We start from the raw sequence: 17,382 nt of genomic DNA on the forward strand, positions 1-17,382 counted from the left end.
ATTATAGGTTTTTTTCCGGAAAATTATCCGCGGCCCGCGGCATTCGCCCAGGCAAGGGAAAAAATGAGTCTAATATAGTATGAATACGATGAAAAATTCGTTAAAATAGAGCTATCAACACACAATGGGGAGTAAAGTGATGGCCAAACTACAGGAAAAAAGCAAAAACACAACACGGATTTTAAGCTTAATTGAACATTTCCGGCAAAACGGGGATGAACAAAGGGTGGAAAAAGCGAAAAACCTGCTGAAAAAAGTCCGCCGCGAAGACTTTCATATCGCGTTTTGCGGGCATTTTTCAGCCGGCAAGTCCACCATGATTAACGCGCTTTTAGGCAGCCGTGTTCTTCCGTCAAGCCCGATTCCGACGAGCGCCAATCTTGTCAAAATTGAAAAGGGGACGGAAGACTGTGCCATCGTTTATGAAAAAGGGGAAGCCCCTTTGATTTTTCACGCGCCGTATGATTTTGAAGTTGTCAAAAATTATTGCAAAAAAGGGCATGTCCAGGAAATTGAAATCACTAAGCCCGATTCCGATTTGCCGGCGGGATTGACGGTGATGGATACGCCGGGTGTCGATTCAACCAACGATGCGCACCGGATTGCCACGGAATCGGCTATTTATATGGCGGATCTTGTCTTTTATGTGATGGATTACAACCATGTCCAGTCGGAACTCAATTTTACCTTTACAAAAGAACTGCTCGATCACGGGCTTGAACTTTATTTAATTATTAACCAGATTGACAAGCACCAGAGCGAAGAGCTGCCGTTTTCCGCATTCCGGCGGGGGGTTGAAAATGCATTTGCATCCTGGCATGTCCAGCCGGGCGGCATTTTTTACACCTCTTTAAAAGACCCGGATCATCCCGATAATGAATTTGGCCGGCTGAAAGCGCTCATTGACCACGCCGTTTCCGAAAAATCCGCCCGACTGGAACGGTCTGTTGAAGCATCCTTAAGCGTCTTGGAAAAAGAGCATGACGACTGGCTTGAAGCGCAGTACGCACCGCAAAAAGCAGCATATGAGGAAGTGCTTGCAAAATATTCGGGCACCGGGAAAACGGAAGCGTACGAAGCGGAACAAGAGTGGCTTGAAAAAGAACGGGCGCTTCTTACCCGCATTGAAAATTGGGATGAGGATACGCGGCAAAAGCTTCAAACGCTTCTGGACGGCGCCTATTTAATGCCGTTTGAAACGAGAGAGAAAGCAAAGGCGTATCTTGAAAGCATGCAAAAAGATTTCCATGCCGGCGGTTTTTTTGCAAAGAAGAAAAAAACCGAAGAAGCAAGAAAACAGCGGCTCCATGATTTCTATGCCGCCCTCGAAGCCAATACCGAAGCACAAATCGACTGGCATCTCCGCCCGCTGGCGCAAGAAGCTTTAAAAACGCTCTATCTTGCTGGCGCGCAAATGCTGGAACAACAGGCCGGCATGCTTAAAGCAGATTTCAGCGAAGCAATGCTCGCCGCCCAGGTAAAAGAGGGTGCACGGCTGACAGGCGACTATATCCTCCATTATTGCGAAAATGTCTCGGATGAAATCAAACGAGCCGCCCGTGAGGCTTGGAACGATTGGAAAGCGCTCGTCCTGAAACAGGCTGCCTTGGAAACGGATGAACAGCTTAAAATGGTTCGGAAAAAGGCCGTGCAGGCAAAAGAACTGGCAGAGGCTTACAGGAATCTCGAAAAAATAGAAAGGCAGCTTGCCGAAAAACGGACTGAATTGAAAGCGCCTGCCGCACATCCGGAACAGCTGCTGGCTGAAATAGAGAAAGAATGGGCGGGTGAAAAGGCGCATTACCGGGTGTATCGCGGGGAAAAGGATGCAAAACAGCCTGAAGAAACCGGCAAGGCTTTAGAAAGCCCGGGCCCGACAGAAAAACAAGCCGGCACATTGCCGCCTGAAACCGTGCTTGCCAAAATAGAGCAGGCGATTACGCTGCTTAAGCACCAGCACGGTTTCGGGCGGTATACCGAAACGCTCAGAACCAAAAGCAGGCGCCTGAAAAACCGCCGCTATACCGTTGCGCTGTTCGGCGCGTTCAGCGCGGGAAAATCGTCTTTTGCAAACGCGCTTGCCGGCGAAAAAGTACTGCCGGTTTCACCGAATCCCACCACAGCGGCCATTTGCAGGATCTGCCCGCCTGATGCGGCACATCCGCATAAAACAGCAGCCGTAAAGCTGAAAACGGAGGCGCAGATGCTGGAAGATGTAAACAAGTCGCTCGCTGTTTTCGGGCATAGTTGCCGTTCGTTCGGAGAAGCGCTTGAAAAAATTGAAACTTTACAAGCAAAAGAAACGGGCAAAGCAAACGAAAAAGTCCATTTATCTTTTTTGCGTGCCTTTGCGAAAGGCTTCCCTGATTTTAACGGGCGGGACGGACAGAACTTGAATGTCGGAATGGAAGCGTTCCGCCGGTTTGTTGCCGATGAAACCCAGTCTTGTTTTGTTGAATCCATTGATTTGTTTTATGATTGCCCGTTCACAAGACTTGGCATTACGCTTGTCGATACGCCCGGAGCCGACTCGATCAATGCCCGGCATACCGGCGTAGCATTTGAATATATTAAAGACTCGGATGCGGTTTTCTTCGTCACATACTACAACCATGCCTTCGCGCGCGCAGACAGGGAATTTCTCATCCAGCTCGGGCGGGTAAAAGAAGCATTTGAACTGGATAAGATGTTTTTTATTGTCAATGCGATTGATCTTGCCTCGTCCGGCGAAGAATATAAAGAAGTGATGGACTATGTCAGGGGTCAACTGCTCCATTTCGGCATCCGCAATCCGCGCCTTTATGGTGTATCAAGCCTGCTTGCGCTTTCAGGCAGGCGGGAGGAAGCGAAAATGGCCGAATTTGAAGCGGGCTTCCGCCAATTTCTCGACCATGATTTGCTGAATATGGTGCTTCAGTCTGCACAAAACGAGCTGGAACGCGGCCTTGCCATGGTGGATGCCGTGATCCGCGATGCCAATGAATCGATTGAAACAAAGAAAGCGAAACGGGAACTTCTCCGGAAACGGCGGGAAGAGGCAGAAGCCATTTTGAAAAATACAAAGCCGGCGTTTTTCACGGACAGCTTCATGCAGGAGCAGAAGGAGCTGCTCTATTACGTAAAACAGCGCGTTTTCTACCGCTTCGCCGACTTTTTCAAGGAAGCTTTTAATCCGGCAACGGTGAAGGCAGCGAAAGATTTGCCGGGCGCCCTTCAAGAGCTTGCAGAACTCGTTGGCTATGATTTTGCGCAGGAGATGCGGGCGACAAATGTAAGGCTTGAAGCCCATTGCCGGAAATTATTCACATTGCAAAGCGCGGAATGGAACAGGGAGATGAAACGTTTGCTTCCTGATTTGTCTGTCAGCACGTTTGAAGCGGGCGCACACGCTACGCCTGATTTTCCTGCGGCCTTTTCGGAAACGGATTTGGAACCGTTTGAAAAGGCATTCCGCCATTTTAAAAATGCGCGCACTTTTTTTGAAAAAGGGGGAAAAGCCGGCATGCAGGAAGAACTGCAGGCGATGTTTGAACCGCTTGCGCAGCAGTATCTTGACGTGCAAGGAGAAAAGCTTGCCGGTTCGTTCCGCTCATGGCTGGAGGAAGAGTTTGCGAAAATGCAATCGGAAGCTTTACTCGATATTGCCGAACAGTTCGATGCCCGTCTTGAAGCCCTTGAAGAAAGTGTGAACGTGGCAGAATGGATGGAAATCCGCGAAAAACTCGTTTTGCCTTCCTGAGGATAAAAAATGATGTGAGAAAATATAACATTTTGTTGACAAAAAAACTCACATGGAATATAGTAAAAATATAAAGAAAAGGAGCGTATAACATGGGTCGAAAAGAAATCCGCCGTTCGATGCCGCTTTTGCCGATCGGAACCGTTATGAAGCTAACAGATTTATCGGCCCGGCAGATCCGCTATTATGAAGAACACGAGCTGATTACACCGGCAAGAACGGAAGGCAATCGCCGCCTTTATTCTTTAAATGATGTCGACCGGCTTCTTGATATTAAAGATTTGCTGGATCAGGGGATCAATATTGCAGGCATCAAAAAAATCTTATTGATGAACGACCGCCGCGGAACCGGGCCGGTACTCGTCAAAAATCATGTAACGGATGAAGAAATCCGCAAACGGCTTCGCCGGGAACTGCTGCAGGCCGGCCGTTTTCAAAGACCGAGCCAGCGGTTGTCCGATGCGCCCCGGTTTTTCCATTAACATTGTTGAAAAGCTAGTTTTATAGCTTAGATATATACTTTTTATTGCCTAAAGGGAGGAATACTGTTCATGCCTAAGTTTACACGTGAAGATATTTTGAAGAATGCCGAAGAACAAAATGTGAAATTCATCCGCTTGCAGTTCACGGATATTTTGGGGACGATTAAAAACGTGGAAATCCCGCTCAGCCAGCTTGAAAAAGCGCTCGACAATAAAATCATGTTCGACGGCTCTTCGATTGAAGGGTTTGTCCGGATTGAAGAATCGGATATGTATCTGTATCCGGACTATGATACATGGGTCATTTTCCCGTGGACCGCTGAGAAAGGGAAAGTCGCCCGTCTGATTTGCGATATTTATAATCCGGACGGCACCCCGTTTGAAGGTGATCCGCGGAATAATTTGAAACGGGTATTGAAAGAAATGGAAGAACTTGGCTTCACGAGTTTTAATCTTGGGCCTGAACCGGAATTCTTCCTCTTCAAGCTGAATGAAAAAAATGAACCGACACTGGAGCTGAACGACAACGGCGGCTATTTTGACCTGGCGCCGACGGACCTTGGCGAAAACTGCCGGCGCGACATCGTATTGGAACTCGAGGAAATGGGCTTTGAAATTGAAGCGTCCCACCATGAAGTTGCACCCGGCCAGCACGAAATTGATTTTAAATATGCGGATGCAGTCAGGGCATGCGACAATATCCAGACCTTTAAACTGGTGGTCAAGACGATTGCACGCAAACATGGCCTGCATGCGACGTTTATGCCGAAACCGTTGTTTGGCGTGAACGGTTCCGGGATGCACACCAATCTTTCGCTTTTTAAAGGAAAAGAAAATGCATTCTATGACCCGAACGATGCAGAACTGCAGCTGAGCGATACGGCATACCAGTTCATTGCCGGCATTATGAAGCATGCTTCGAACTTTACGGCTGTCACGAATCCGACGGTGAACTCCTATAAACGGCTTGTGCCGGGTTATGAAGCGCCTTGTTATGTTGCCTGGTCCGCTCGCAACCGCAGCCCGCTCATGCGGATTCCGGCTTCCCGCGGTTTAAGCACGCGCGTTGAGGTGCGCAGCGTTGACCCGTCTGCCAATCCGTATCTCGCGCTCGCCGTCCTGTTAAAAGCAGGGCTTGACGGCATCGCGAACAAATTGCAGGCGCCGGAACCGGTCGACCGCAACATCTATGTCATGACGAAAGAAGAAAGAGAAGAAGCCGGCATTGTCGACCTCCCGGGCACACTGCTGCAGGCGCTGGAAAACTTAAAATCGGATGATGTAATGGTAGACGCCCTTGGCGATCACATTCTCGAACACTTCCTTGAAGCTAAGGAAATTGAATGGGATATGTTCCGCACACAAGTCCACCAATGGGAACGCGACCAGTATATCGAAATGTATTAAGCAAGAAACCCCTTGAAGCGTAAGGCTTTGAGGGGTTTTTGTATTTTGGTCAAATTGCTTTTTTGGGGTGGTGAATAATTAGTTGACCAAAATTTGAACAAAAAAATTTCAGTTTTTGATCCGGCTGTAATAGTCATCAAACTTTTCGATTTTCTCGCGTTCGATTTTTTTCGAGATATGGCTGTATACATCAGATGTAATTTGGATGCTGCCATGTCCAAGGCGCTCCTGGATGTATTTTAAATCAGCTCCGGCTTCCAGCAGAATAACCGCATGCGTATGGCGCAACGAATGAATCGGAAGGGGAGGAATGCCTGCTCTCTTAAGGATACGGGAAAAGGCATTAAACAGGCTGGACTTCGGCATAAAATTCCCATCATTACGGCACAAAACCAAATTTAAGTCGTGGTGATATATTTCGTTCAGGGCGAGCTTATTTTGATTTTGATATTTTTTATGGAAAGTCAGATCGTTAATCAGGCCCTTGCTAATTGTGATCACCCGTTTTGAATTGTAAGTTTTTGGATCGCCAAACAGCTCTTCTTTTGATTTTGCCTGAAAGTCCAATGTTTTGGTGATGCTGATCGTACCGGCTTTTAAATCGATATCTGACCATTGCAGAGCGGCTGCTTCGCCTTTTCTCATGCCAGTTTCCAGCAATACATTGAAAAACATCCAATAAATATAATCATACTTGTAAGCTTCTTTCAAAAAATCGGCAATACGGTCGGTTTCAATATATTTCAAATCTCTTTTTTTCTCCTGCCCCTTTACAATCGCCCCAATGCATGGATTTTTGGTAACTTTCCCCAAGATCACGGCCTTCTCAAATGCATTAAACAAAGTGCTGTGTACAATTTCGACTGTGCGTTTGCTGTAACCTTGGTCAATTAACTGATTTAGAAATTTTTGATATAGAATCGGCTTGACGTTGGCCAGCTTAATTTCCTTAAAATAGGGGAGAATATGCTTTTCGATATTCTGTTTATGAAGATTGAAAGTATTTTTTCGGATCGTATCTTTTTTAAACTCATAAAGCCAGGTGTTCAAAAAGTTTTTCAAAGAAATAGGGGACTGCTCAACACCTTCCAAAATTTCATTCTCCATTTTTTGAGCGGCTATCTGCGCTTCTTTTTTTGTTGAAAAACCGGATTTTGACTTTATTTTATATTTTTCAGTGACGGGGTCCTTATATGATATCCGGTATTCCCATTTGTCGCCGCGTTTTCTATAAGTGGCCATGTTCATTTCTCCTCTCTAAAATGACTTTACTCTACCAAAAAATCAGTCCCAATGAAATGACTGGGTAGGTACAGATTGACGGAAATAACCGTTTCGCTGCAGCTGTAGCAGCCGTTCCAGGCATAGCTCCGGACTTACCTTGAATATGTCTGTCATTTGCTCCACAACATGTGAATCATCAAAATTGATGTATTGCAGCATGTGAAAGGGGATAGCGGCATACTTTACGAAATGCCGTGCATCCCACTCCTGAAGCTCGCGGAAAGCCTTAGGCATCATCGACTGTACACCGGCATGCCGTAAAATGTGACAAAGCTCGTGGAAAAAGATCTCCCGGTGCTTCTCAGGCGGCTCCCGGCAATCAATAACAATTCCCTGGTAACGGCCAATCACTTCAAAATACGAATAAATCGGCTTATAATGGACATAAATGCGCAAACACCGGGAAATTGCCGTAATGTCGATTTGCTTAGGTTTGATAATACCGATTCTTGAGTAAAATTTTGTAACCCAATCTTCTAACGAAGTTGTGCAGTAATCATGGAATTTCACTTCAATCACCTCTTAAAAACGTATGTTCCCTATTTAGATTATAAAATAAATCTCCTTCAATTAAAAGAAGGAGATTTAAAAATAATTGAACAATCTTATCAAATATTAATATGATAACTCATCGTAAACGGTATTGTGAATGTTGGCTTGATTACTTTGAAATTTGTTCACATTCCCCTTGTATATTTTTTTAAAAATAATTCAATTATTTTATACATACACCCTCTGCAGTTCCAAACAGTGCCGATAAAGTTCCCCTGTAACCAGACAGTCACTCAACGCTTCGTGGGAAGAGAAGGTGTCAAGGCCGAGGTATTGTTTTAGGGTCTCAAGTTTATGGTTATCCGTGTCTTTGATGTGCCTTCTTGCAAGGGTGAGAGTATCGACGACTCTAAATTTTTGATAAGGCAGATTTTCAGCATACATGTTATGTAGCAAGAATTTCATATCGAATGGCGCGTTATGGGCGACGAGTGTATCAGATTCAATGAAAGAAAGCAACTCGGGCAATTTTTCTTTGATGGACGGTGCGCCGATTAAGTCATCATTTGTAATGCCGGTTATCCTGGTTATGTTCGTAGGGATGGGTATGCCAGGGTTGACTAAAGTGACGAATTCATCAATCTTTTGATGGTTTTCAAATTTGACGGCCCCGATCTGAATGATTTTGCTGTTTTCTGGTTTCAATCCGGTTGTTTCAAAATCAATAACAGTATAATTATCCGGATAAACTCTCGCTTTTGTGTATTTAAAATAATCGGCTTTGCTGACCTTTGTCATGTTCCTTTTGGCAGGCGTCGACACTATGTTTTCAACAGGTTTTTTATTCTCAGTTTTTGCGCTCTCGATTTCTTTTTTCAGTGCAGTAATTTCAGTGTTTAACATGCTGATTTGCTTTTCGAGTGCATCTTTTTCTTGCTGCAGCTTGATCGTATCCTGGACAACATTTTCTTTTTTCAGTTCCAACTGTTGAATCTCTCCTTTGTTTGGATATGGTTCGTGGGTGGCAGGCTTGGACTGCTGCATATGTTTTTTAAACCTTTTGATTGAAACAGATCGCGTGATTAGAAGAATGATAGCGATAAAAAGGAAGAAGACACTTGCTTTCCAAAGAACAGCCAACAGGCAGATCAGCCAGGGCGAATGATACCATTTTTCTTTATAGATATTCATGTGAACCCCCACTTGTAAATTTATAAATTTTAATAAGTTTCATCCCAAAAGTCATTTTCATGGACAATCACGATAGGGGAGCCTGCTTTTCTCAGTTGAACGGCTTTTTCAACTTTCCGGCCATAGCAGGAGTAAGCCCAACATGGATTGCCATCAGCTCCGACAATCAGATAATTTGTCTTTTTATTGACGTTATTATTAAAGATTCCACCTTTGTTATTGATAATTTCGGCGATTTCATTTCTTGTTGCTCGAGCAGACGTGCCGGTAAAGGAAAAAATCTTATTTTCAAAAGTGATCTCTGGACAGACAGCACAAATACCATTAATTGAAAATTTTTCTTGCAGGGACCGAATCTCCGGTTCATGAATATTATGAGAGAGTTTCGTGTCAATAAAGTTAGCAAAAAACGCGGTCAACATGCTTTTTTCTTCTTTTGTAACGACCCCGTCATGTTTTACTGCAGTTAGTAAGCTATCGATTTCGTCAAATGGGTAGGTACCTTTCAGAAGAAAACTATGATTTTCCATCCATTCTTCCAACTGGTCAATTTCAGTATCATCCAATTTACGATCTGCCAGCATGCCATGTAGAATACCTTCCAGTTCTTGAATGGACACGGTGACTAGGTCATAAAATTCATCAAACTCGTCCTGATGGAGAATACGATTGCAAAGCCATTGGATATCCTGAATTTCTTCTTCGTCAAGCTGACCATCATCTAAAGCGCTATCAATCATAGGTATGATTTCATTAAACGGAGAATTGTTTTCCAAATGCCGATGAAGATTGCACCAATGAAAAACTTCAGCCAGCTCTTCATTAGTAATAATGCCGTCATATTGAATACCTCTGATCAGTCCCATGAGAGAATTAACAGCTTTATGTAATTCAGCTTTTGTTGTATACATGCGGTATTCATTGACTTCGGAATATTGTTTTCCCATTTTATCATTTCCCCCTGGTCAAAAAATTTGTGTTTCGAAAAAGCATCCAAAGCCAAAACTTTAGATGCTTAATCATCCTCTTTTTATTTTTTCCCCTTTATTTTCTTACTAAGGCTAAAATGCCTGAGATAGCGATTAGAATACCACTAAGAATACCAAAATAGCTAATAAACACGATATTCAAGATACCGCACACAATAATAAGGATTCCGAAAAGGACTCGCTTTTTGTTAATGATGCAGGAAAAAATAATTGCGAGAATCGAAACAAGAATACAAGCAATGCCAAGGCCAGTTACTCCATCTGAACCACTTGCTTCAAACGCTTTAGCTACAGCCCCAACGGTCATTGCCAAAATGCCGCCTATTATGCCGAAAACACCGCCAATTATTCCAAGGACCATTTCGGCTACCCGGCTTGTCGTACTTTTGCTTACAACTTTTTCTGTTTCCATAAGGCTCCCCCCAAAAAGTACTTTTTATAATTTATGTAAACTCTAAAAAAGAGCATACACCATTTTTATCTATATACGTTTTTTATATTTTTGTTTCTGGAACTAATCGGAAGAATTTTCATCATTCCATTCTTTTGCTTTCTGGGCAACCCATTCAAAATGCCGCCGAATTTCATCAATATCATCTTTTGAAAGATTCTTCCATTTATCGATGTCAAAAAAACCAATTTTCTCAATGCCATATTCTTTAATCAGTTTGTTGATTTCAGCCAGTGAATCGTCTTCATCGTTTAATGTGCGAATATCGGTGCGGCCAAGGAGATAGTCAGTTGTTACATCAAAAAAGTCGGCGATTTTTTGAAGAGTCTCATAATCAGGCTCACGCTTTCCTTGCTCATAATTGGCAATTTGCCCTCGAGAATAACCTAATTTATCCGCTAGTTCATACTGGCTTAAACCTTTTTGCTTTCTTAAAGCAGATAACCGTTTGCCAAACATCCGATATTCCTCCTTATAGTTACCAAAAGAAAGACGCGGCAACGACGGCTGTATATAGTCAAAAAGTCAAAAGCGCATGTACGAAAACAGAACGTCCTCGCATAAACATCAGTTAAGAGGTAATATGTATGCGGGGATAAAGGAAATTCAGGACGGAAATGCAAAGAATGTGATTCATTCAAAATTCGTCAACTTGAGCGACAAGAAAAAGAATGTATATTTTTGAATCTTTTTGAATCAAGGTCAACTAATCCGAAGACTTTTCATCATTCCGTTCTTTTGCTTTCTGGGCAACCCATTCAAAATGTCGCCTGATTTCATCAATATCATCTTTTGAAAGATTTTTCCATTTATCAATGTCAAAAAAGCCAAATTGGTCAAATCCATACTGCTCGATAAGTTTAGAGATCTCTTCAAAGGAATTGAACTTCTTGTCTTTCTTGTCTTCTTCTCCTGTTAGATAAGAAACATTTACTCCATATTTATCAGCCAGTTTTCTTAACGTATCTATAGATGGCTCATTTCTTCCTTGTTCGTAATATCCGTATCCACTTTCTGACATTCCTAAGAAATCTGCAACGTCTTTCTGTGTTAATTTGTGCTTCTTTCTAAGTTCTTTTAACCTTTCAGAGAGTATTGACATCCTAATACTCCTTTACCATTTCTTATAGTCAATTATACAACAAATAGTTGGATTGAATATATTTTTTTAAAAATACAACAAAAAATTGTGGGCTTGCTATTGACATACAACATTTTGTTGTGTATTATTAAGACAACGAAATGTTGGGGGGTGCGAAGTTGACTCAGCGAAGAGATTACTTAATTTTTATGAGAAAACAAAAAAGTTTAACGCAAAAAGATGTGGTTAACATTCTCAAAAGGGAATATAACATCAAAATAACTGAAAGTTACTATGGAATGATTGAACAAGGCGCAAGAACTCCAAGTTTAAATGTGGCTCTTGCTATATCGAGCATTTTTAACGCGAATCCAGAGTCTATTTTTTTAACAAACAGCACAACAAAATGTTGTGAAAAAGAAATACCAAGAAGATAAAAGTAAACATCCCATTAGCTGAATAGAAAGCAGTCGCAGTACTCGTGACTAGAAATAAAACATGCCATGTTTGCAACAGCAAGAAAGTGGCACTGCAAATGACAGTGATTTTAATCCAAATGCAACTGAATTTAACTTACTAAAAAATACTGTCACATTTCAATGAATCCATTGGTACAGAAGGGGGAAGTCACTAATGAAACTTGGAAAGGAAATGGCGAATGCCCGGAAGCGGAAAGGGATTACCCAGGAAGGCCTCGCATCAAATACGCCGGTTTCGCGGGAAAGCATTGCCAAATATGAAACAGGGGCCAGGACATTTCCAGATGATTTGCGTTCAGTGATGGCCAATGAGCTGGATGATGTGGAATTTTACTTTCTGGCCTGGTGCGATGCTGCCGGAAAAGTCTCTATCCCGTATTTCAATGGCGAAAACATCGATCATCATCCGACAAGCATGGCTTTTCTGGTGCAGGCAGAAACGAATGAGGCGTTGGATAAACTGCAAGACATTCCCTGGGCAAAACCGGTACATACACGAACAGCACAAGAGCTCGAGGAAACGAAGAAACTCATTTTCGAATTACTGGATGCGGCAGCCAGCATGGTCAATCTTGTAGGGGTGATATGTAATGAGCACCAATTTTCCATGAAACAGCTTTTTACGCAGTGGCGGCTGTCTCTCCGATCTCGTAATTACATTGATAAAGATTTTTAATGCAAGAGGTGATGCCAAGTGTCCATGTTAAAAGTTGAAATCGATGAACAGGAAGTACGGAACCTTTACCTGGAAAGAATCGAAGAAAAATTGAAACAAGTGGATGCAGAGCTTGTGTTTTGGGATTCAGCCGAGCTGAAGCGTCGCACAGGCATGAGCTGGAACACCATTCTAAAGGAATTTTTCTATGACGAACGCTTTCCTAAATACAAAGTTGGTCGAGATTGGCGCTTCCCGGCGGAAGAAACAAAACAGTTTCTATTAACTTGGCTGAAAGAGCAGCCGAGACATTGAGGAGGAAATGAAATGTTGAAAGTTGACCAATTTTTGCGGCAGGATTTGGCCAAGGCAATCGTTGAGTACAAATGCGCATTTGAACTAAGCAAAGAGGCTACAGCATTGCTGATCCGTGAAAATGACTTTGAAAAGAGCATCCAGTATACGGAAGATCTGCTGAAATCGCTTAAAGCATTGCAGAAGATGAAAGAGAAAAGGGAAATGCTGGAGCGGATCCATAAGGTGGCTGTTGAGTTACAACAACAAAATGTTGATATCAAAACGATCGTTTTGAAGAAAGCAGGTATATGAGATGGGTGGCGTATTTTTTCTAATTTTGTTTCTGCCGGCGCTGCTGATCGGTTATGGCGTACTTTGCGCGTGGGTGGGTGATGGAGATGAATGAAACGGATTTTGATACGCTGTGGGCAGATTTTTTGGATGTGCCAATTGATTTGGAACATCAAATAGCAGTTTTCCCTTTTTTCTTAGGCCGTATCAAGGCTTTATTAAAAAATAAAGAAACCATTTCGAAAGAAGAATTATGTGATGCGTTGAAAAAGTCAATTCAACACGCAACGTCCATATAACCATATCGGCGAGAATCCTTATTCTTGCCGTGAGAGGCTGAAATAGGGCCTGGTAACCTAGGAATTATTTCCACAAAACCCGGAAACCTGCATTTTCAGCGTCTCACGGTGCGAATAAGGCACTACTGATCTTTGACAACTGAATAAAGAGGAGGTGGAATGATTGACGCTCACCAGGAAAGAAAAACGGGAGATCAGGCTTGAAATTTGCCGTAATATGGACCTTTATTGCAAGTCTTGCCCAATTCGCGGGAACAAAAAATCAATCATAACACGATTTATTGCCGGAAAAACTGCCTGGTTGGTGCTCTTCTGCAAGAATTGGCATTCAAACTTATAGAGGATGAAAAGCAACTGGATCACAGCTTGGCGAAAACCGGCACTTGGACGGAAGAAGAAGATTTTTACCTCATCCATCATGCAAGCTTATATGATGACGAGCACCTTGCAATGCGCTTGAACCGGACGCCGGTTTCGGTGCATAGGAGAATGATTCATTTGAACTTATTAGAAAAAGTACGCAATTAAAGGAGGGAAACCATGGGTAATTTGCTTCTGGATGAAAGACCAATTATTGTTATTCCTTCATTGGCTGAAAAAATCGGCTTGAATGAGGCAATCATCTTGCAACAGTTAAATTACTGGCTGCAAAAAAGCAACCACATCTATGAAGGGAAACCATGGGTCTACAACACCTATGAGGATTGGGAAGAGCAATTCCCGTTCTGGTCTATCAGCACCATCCGCCGGGCCATTTCTAAACTTGAGAAAGAAGGATTCATCATTACAAACAATTTCAACCGTTCACAAATTGATAAAACAAAATGGTACACAATTGATTTTGAAAAGGTGGAGAGGTTGAACAGTCCATCTGTTCAAAATGAGCAGTCGACTGCTCAAAATGGGCAGACGATTGTTCAAAATGAGCAGTCGACAGGTCAAAATGAGCAGTCCAGCTGTTCAAAATGGACAGACGATCTGTTCAAAATGGACAGACCAATACCAGAGAGTACTACAGAGAGTACTTCAGAGATTACGACAGAGATTACTTCTTCTTCTTCGGAAGAGTGCATTCCGGAAAAAGACGAAGAAGCAAAAAAGGCCATTGCGTTTTTTGAACAAAATGGCTTTGGTGTGGTCGGATCTTATGTCGCCGAAAAAATTTATTTCTGGTGTGAGGATCTGTCAGTGGATTTGGTTATCGAAGCAATGAAAAATGCAGTGGAGCGCGGCGCAACAGGCTGGAAGTATTGCGAAGCCATCCTAAAGGACTGGGCAAGCAAAGGCATACAGACCGTTGAGCAGGCTCGTGCATTGCAGCTGAAATACAAGGAAGAGCGATCGAGGCTAAAGCGTTATGGAAGCAGATCCGGGAGAACGGAGAGGGTGCCCGACTGGTTTAAGGAACCCGGAAATAGCCAAAGCAGTACTGCTGAGCAAGAAGCCCAAGAAGCCCAAGAAGCCCAAGAAGACCTCGAGACAAAGCGGAAGCGGTTGGAGAAAATCCGGGAACAGTATCGAAAAAAAGAAAAATAGGCTTGCAAATGAACCATAAGGAAGTCAGGATCTGCCGCCGTTTAACGACGACAATTTGCCGTTTTAAGGGGTGAAAAAGCATGCAGGACAAGCAAATTGAATGGCAAAAGCAGGTAATCCGTGAAGAAATGCATGATTACGGGAAAACGGATGAACAGCCTGTAAAAAAGGTTGAAAAATAAAAAAGCCAGGCATTTTCAGCCCGGAGAAAAACCATATCGACGCAATCATTATAGCATACACAGAAGGGGCGTGTCGATATTGGCTGAAAAGCGACAGTTCTGAAGAGTAAATTCATCAATTTTTAGATGTTTTATGATAAAATGACTTATCCACATTTAGAAAATTTTTCCATCTATTTTTTCTGCTTTCAAAGTCAAAAAGAGCCGAATTTGCAAATTTCTTTTTTAAAATTGTGGATAACTTCAAAAAAACCTTTTTTTACATCACATCCTTTGCTATAATATAACCATTAAGTAAACCTTACTTGTATTGGCTTACTTAAATGGGTGAAATCCTCGTCTGTTAAAATGCGTGTCCGAAACGATTCCAACAGATTTGAGGATTTTTCTTTTGCCGTTTTTTTGAGTGCTTTTAAGATTGACGAACCTTTTTCAAACAGCTGTCTAATAATATCTGTTATTTGAACTAATAAATAATGATTTTTCATGGCTGTGTAGTTTTGGCTATTGGCATGTTCTATATTGTAACGATTATTTTTTTGTTCGTTAAATCCTTGATTTTCAATCTTCCAGCGGCTTCTTCCTGCAGCGATGAGTCGTTCCACGTTCTTTTTCGTGATTTTAATATCCGTTATAAATACATACTCTTTCGATTTCCCATCCTCTGTTTTCATTGTGGCCTCCATCAGATTGACCGTTCTGTCTTTGTAGGCAATATCATTCACCCAAACTAATGAATTCTGATCCTTACTTTGTTCCAGCTCTTTTATTGCCTTAAACTCCGTCGAGATACTTTTAATTCTCCCTTCCTTAAATCTGCATATATATTTCCATTTGTGCGCCCTGCACAGATTAAATACCGTTTCACATGCATAGAGACTATCTCCCAAGATACAAATCGGTAGTCTTTTAAATATTTTTTTTATTTTCTTTGCCAGCCTGTCGAAGGCTTTTAATTCACAATCTTGCTTAGAAACATTTTCTGATTCATTTTCGATAAATTCGGAGGCAATACTGAAGACCATATCCCCCACGACAAGCTTGGCTTCAAGTACATGGTGCATATAAAGTACGTTCGTTTCTCCTGTTTCTTTATTTGTATATGCCCGTCTCAGGCAGTGTTTACAATGTTTCTCATGAAAGGTGTGTAATCCAGTTCCATCAATGATGACACCCCAGTACTTTCCTTCAATTCGATAAGACTCGAGAGACCTTTTTTTCAATAATTCTTTAATCATATACGTTCTAATTTTTTCTAATTCATTTACATCTAAGCCAGATAAAAAGTCGTTAATTGTATCATAATGTGGAAGTTCTTCAAGAGAATCTAAGCCTAACACCTTCCCTACATTTTTAATACATTCTTCTTTATTAAAACTCTCACTCATGTTTCTCATGGATTTTAGGCCGGTCATATTTTTCAACATCATCGTAAATAAAAGGACCTCTGGACCATAAGTGATATAGCTTTGATGTCGGTGGTCTGCTACCTTTTTTAGGTTATTCATCAGGTCTTTGAAAAAATGCTTCTGAATTTTAAGGAACTCGAAAAAATAATTTGCTTCTTTTTCACGATTTCTTTTTTCTTTTCTAGTAACCAAAATAAAAACCCCCTCAAAACAGCCAAGTTTAATTAGGGCTTGCTGAACGAATCAAATTTTAGCTTGTATTCGACTTGTCACTAAGCCATGCCAAAATATTCGTCCAGCAAGCTCTAATTATTTAAATTATTACATATTTGGCCGTATTTTTGGGGGGGATACTTAAATTATCACGAAAAATTTTTACTCCTCAGAGCTGGAAAAGCGAATTGGAGAAATAGAGCTTTTGGAAGACTTGACGATTAAACAAGCCATTGAACCGGATAAAGTGATCATCGTTGTCCTGGATGGGAAGCGCGGAATTGCCCGCAAATGTGAAGCAGTTGAGCATGGTAGCACGATCATCGAGACAGTGAATGGGAAATCGAAAAAAATTACGTTTATAGAGTCCTATCTTACCTAATTCATAGCCGATTTAGCTTTTGTTTAAACCTATTATGATATTTTGCATGTACCAATAACAGAGAAATCGCGGTACAAAAATACGCTGCAGGGTCAGGACCGGGATCTTGCAGCAAAGGGTTGGTGTTGAAATTTGCTACGGAAAAAACCTGTCGACAGAAAAATATTAAGCCAAAAAGAACGGCTTTTGCTGATTGAATGGCTATATGTAATCACCGGTTTCACCCGGTCGTTTTGGAAAGAAAAGAGCGATGCAGAAATTATCCGTTTATATGAGTCCAATCTTGAAATGAACCAGATGGAAGATGAGTTTGTAAGATGAATTGGTTGGTGAAATGCTATGGAGGCCAAAATTATCATCAAAGACAGCCGGAAGAAGTGGATGGTGGAGGAAGATAGAAAATACGTTTGTCAAACGTTCTGCAAGCAGCACAAACGATGTTCAACCCGTTTAGGGTATGATTGCAAAAAATTTGGCGGTGACAGAATACCGAAATTTAAAAAATGAGGTGGAACATCTGGGG

At 42.0% G+C, this 17,382-nt stretch carries 20 protein-coding genes; 11 read left to right on the plus strand and 9 right to left on the minus strand.

Annotated features, from left to right (window positions below; translation table 11 throughout):
• The first annotated feature begins 139 nt into the window (after positions 1-139).
• The 3 genes from ABR335_RS08935 to glnA all read left to right on the plus strand — a co-directional run bounded on the left by ABR335_RS08935 (position 140) and on the right by glnA (position 5,628).
• Positions 140-3,739: a dynamin family protein gene (locus tag ABR335_RS08935; RefSeq protein ID WP_350346124.1), complete on the plus strand. Its 3,600-nt coding sequence runs from the start codon at positions 140-142 to the stop codon at positions 3,737-3,739.
• A 92-nt stretch (positions 3,740-3,831) separates the two neighbouring features.
• Positions 3,832-4,221: a MerR family transcriptional regulator gene (locus ABR335_RS08940; protein ID WP_179234422.1), complete on the plus strand. Its 390-nt coding sequence runs from the start codon at positions 3,832-3,834 to the stop codon at positions 4,219-4,221.
• 69 nt (positions 4,222-4,290) lie between these two features.
• Complete coding sequence (glnA, locus tag ABR335_RS08945) at positions 4,291-5,628, plus strand: type I glutamate--ammonia ligase (protein ID WP_014098212.1); 1,338 nt, start codon at positions 4,291-4,293, stop codon at positions 5,626-5,628.
• A 108-nt stretch (positions 5,629-5,736) separates the two neighbouring features.
• Here the strand turns inward: glnA and ABR335_RS08950 are convergent, their stop codons facing one another.
• The 7 genes from ABR335_RS08950 to ABR335_RS08980 all read right to left on the minus strand — a co-directional run bounded on the left by ABR335_RS08950 (position 5,737) and on the right by ABR335_RS08980 (position 11,137).
• A complete protein-coding gene (locus ABR335_RS08950; protein ID WP_172653412.1) occupies positions 5,737-6,870 on the minus strand; it encodes a site-specific integrase in 1,134 nt (377 codons plus the stop codon).
• A gap of 42 nt (positions 6,871-6,912) precedes the next feature.
• The gene (locus tag ABR335_RS08955) at positions 6,913-7,431 is read right to left on the minus strand and encodes an ImmA/IrrE family metallo-endopeptidase (RefSeq protein WP_350346125.1); all 519 of its coding nucleotides are present in this window, start codon (positions 7,429-7,431) and stop codon (positions 6,913-6,915) included.
• A 201-nt stretch (positions 7,432-7,632) separates the two neighbouring features.
• Positions 7,633-8,595 (minus strand): exonuclease domain-containing protein, encoded by a 963-nt coding sequence (locus tag ABR335_RS08960; RefSeq protein ID WP_350346126.1) that lies wholly within the window; start codon positions 8,593-8,595, stop codon positions 7,633-7,635.
• Positions 8,596-8,624: 29 nt separating this feature from the next.
• Positions 8,625-9,542: a BRCT domain-containing protein gene (locus tag ABR335_RS08965; protein WP_350346127.1), complete on the minus strand. Its 918-nt coding sequence runs from the start codon at positions 9,540-9,542 to the stop codon at positions 8,625-8,627.
• A gap of 97 nt (positions 9,543-9,639) precedes the next feature.
• Entirely contained in the window at positions 9,640-9,996 is a 357-nt protein-coding gene (locus ABR335_RS08970) for a DUF4064 domain-containing protein (protein WP_061574479.1), read from the minus strand.
• Positions 9,997-10,098: 102 nt separating this feature from the next.
• On the minus strand, positions 10,099-10,494 hold the full coding sequence (locus ABR335_RS08975) for a helix-turn-helix domain-containing protein (protein WP_061574478.1): 396 nt from the start codon (positions 10,492-10,494) through the stop codon (positions 10,099-10,101).
• Between the two features lie 247 nt (positions 10,495-10,741).
• Positions 10,742-11,137: a helix-turn-helix domain-containing protein gene (locus ABR335_RS08980; protein ID WP_061574477.1), complete on the minus strand. Its 396-nt coding sequence runs from the start codon at positions 11,135-11,137 to the stop codon at positions 10,742-10,744.
• A 158-nt stretch (positions 11,138-11,295) separates the two neighbouring features.
• Here ABR335_RS08980 and ABR335_RS08985 point away from each other — a divergent pair, with 158 nt between their 5' ends.
• The 5 genes from ABR335_RS08985 to ABR335_RS09005 all read left to right on the plus strand — a co-directional run bounded on the left by ABR335_RS08985 (position 11,296) and on the right by ABR335_RS09005 (position 13,137).
• On the plus strand, positions 11,296-11,553 hold the full coding sequence (locus ABR335_RS08985) for a helix-turn-helix transcriptional regulator (protein ID WP_061574476.1): 258 nt from the start codon (positions 11,296-11,298) through the stop codon (positions 11,551-11,553).
• Positions 11,554-11,749: 196 nt separating this feature from the next.
• The gene (locus tag ABR335_RS08990; RefSeq protein WP_061574475.1) at positions 11,750-12,271 is read left to right on the plus strand and encodes a helix-turn-helix domain-containing protein; all 522 of its coding nucleotides are present in this window, start codon (positions 11,750-11,752) and stop codon (positions 12,269-12,271) included.
• A gap of 24 nt (positions 12,272-12,295) precedes the next feature.
• Positions 12,296-12,565 (plus strand): group-specific protein, encoded by a 270-nt coding sequence (locus ABR335_RS08995; protein WP_035184739.1) that lies wholly within the window; start codon positions 12,296-12,298, stop codon positions 12,563-12,565.
• A 12-nt stretch (positions 12,566-12,577) separates the two neighbouring features.
• Positions 12,578-12,859, plus strand: a complete 282-nt coding sequence (locus ABR335_RS09000; protein WP_043052499.1) for a YqaH family protein — start codon at positions 12,578-12,580, stop codon at positions 12,857-12,859.
• A gap of 86 nt (positions 12,860-12,945) precedes the next feature.
• Positions 12,946-13,137 (plus strand): hypothetical protein, encoded by a 192-nt coding sequence (locus ABR335_RS09005; protein ID WP_035184741.1) that lies wholly within the window; start codon positions 12,946-12,948, stop codon positions 13,135-13,137.
• 225 nt (positions 13,138-13,362) lie between these two features.
• On the opposite strand, the gene ABR335_RS09010 is transcribed toward ABR335_RS09005, so the two are convergent.
• Complete coding sequence (locus ABR335_RS09010) at positions 13,363-13,554, minus strand: hypothetical protein (RefSeq protein WP_350346128.1); 192 nt, start codon at positions 13,552-13,554, stop codon at positions 13,363-13,365.
• A 123-nt stretch (positions 13,555-13,677) separates the two neighbouring features.
• On the opposite strand from ABR335_RS09010, the gene ABR335_RS09015 reads away from it, so the two are divergent.
• The gene (locus ABR335_RS09015; protein ID WP_350346129.1) at positions 13,678-14,673 is read left to right on the plus strand and encodes a DnaD domain-containing protein; all 996 of its coding nucleotides are present in this window, start codon (positions 13,678-13,680) and stop codon (positions 14,671-14,673) included.
• A gap of 472 nt (positions 14,674-15,145) precedes the next feature.
• On the opposite strand, the gene ABR335_RS09020 is transcribed toward ABR335_RS09015, so the two are convergent.
• Entirely contained in the window at positions 15,146-16,456 is a 1,311-nt protein-coding gene (locus tag ABR335_RS09020; protein WP_013858128.1) for a transposase family protein, read from the minus strand.
• Between the two features lie 226 nt (positions 16,457-16,682).
• Between ABR335_RS09020 and ABR335_RS09025 the strand changes: the two genes are divergently transcribed.
• Positions 16,683-16,859 (plus strand): XtrA/YqaO family protein, encoded by a 177-nt coding sequence (locus ABR335_RS09025; protein ID WP_350346130.1) that lies wholly within the window; start codon positions 16,683-16,685, stop codon positions 16,857-16,859.
• A 132-nt stretch (positions 16,860-16,991) separates the two neighbouring features.
• Complete coding sequence (locus tag ABR335_RS09030) at positions 16,992-17,180, plus strand: BH0509 family protein (protein WP_035184746.1); 189 nt, start codon at positions 16,992-16,994, stop codon at positions 17,178-17,180.
• Positions 17,181-17,382: the final 202 nt, after the last annotated feature.

The organism is Heyndrickxia faecalis (genome assembly GCF_040267745.1).
Classification (GTDB): Bacteria; Bacillota; Bacilli; order Bacillales; family Bacillaceae_C; genus Weizmannia; species Weizmannia faecalis.